We start from the raw sequence: 1,001 nt of genomic DNA on the forward strand, positions 1-1,001 counted from the left end.
AATGAATACGTCATAAATAAATGATTATAATCAATTTATTATCCGTTGGCTATAACTCCTCACGTCATGACGAGCCCAGCAAGGGCTCTCCTTGTCGAGACACAATTTTTAAAGCTGGGAGTAATACAAATCGTTCCATTCAGGATTCTATACCGTAATCAAATCCGCTTCGTGTTCCGTGGCCTTCTTTTATTTGTTCTTCTTGTATTTTCTGGGCGCAGTACCAGAAACATCAATTTAATACGTGCTATTTGCTGGAGATCCCTCGCAGGACTCGGGATGACGTAAGTTCAATCCGATTTAGGCCACGCCTAAAATGTTATCGAAGCAAGACAGGGAATTTTCCCGCTCCCGAATTGCCGTGGCTTAACCACGGCATCCAGAGATCCTGAGCCAGAGCAAAATCCCTGGGTACAGTCACGGTAATTCGAACTGCTATCGATTAAATGCTTGGTTCATTACCCTGAGACAATTCTTTTTTGGACGCCAATAAAAAAATTTTATCAAGTAATCGAGTACAAAGAATCCGTTTTAAAAATACAAATAAATGTGCAGGGAATGTTACAGGATATTTAGCTTTAGGTTTTCTTGCTTCAATTGCATGAATCAGCTTATTAATCACGGCCTCTGGTTTTTTGGTAAACACAGAATCCGTCTTATTTTGTTTGTAGGTTGTTAGCATCGCTTTATATTGTTTTTTAAAGTAACTGTTATTCATATCAATATGCCGCAAAGAACTATCCACAGCATTATCTCTGAATCGACTTTCTATAGGACCGGGCTCAATGGTAATAACATCAATCCCCGAAGAATGTAATTCGAGGCGGAGCGTATCGCTTAAGCCTTCAACTGCATATTTTGAAGCATTATAAGCACCTCTAAAAGGCATACTAATAATACCAAGTATCGAGCTAATGTTAATAATTCGTCCTGAACCTTGGCGTCTCATCACAGGCACTACCAGATTAGTCAGTTCCAATAAACCAAAGACATTAGTTTCA

1 protein-coding gene is annotated in these 1,001 nt (G+C 39.3%); it reads right to left on the reverse strand.

Going from position 1 to position 1,001, the window contains the following annotated elements; genetic code table 11:
- Positions 1-442: 442 nt before the first annotated feature.
- The coding region (locus Q0495_RS10670; protein WP_298625956.1) for an SDR family NAD(P)-dependent oxidoreductase at positions 443-1,001 on the reverse strand (559 nt) is incomplete at its 5' end.

The organism is uncultured Legionella sp. (assembly GCF_937871865.1).
Taxonomy (GTDB): domain Bacteria; phylum Pseudomonadota; class Gammaproteobacteria; order Legionellales; family Legionellaceae; genus Legionella.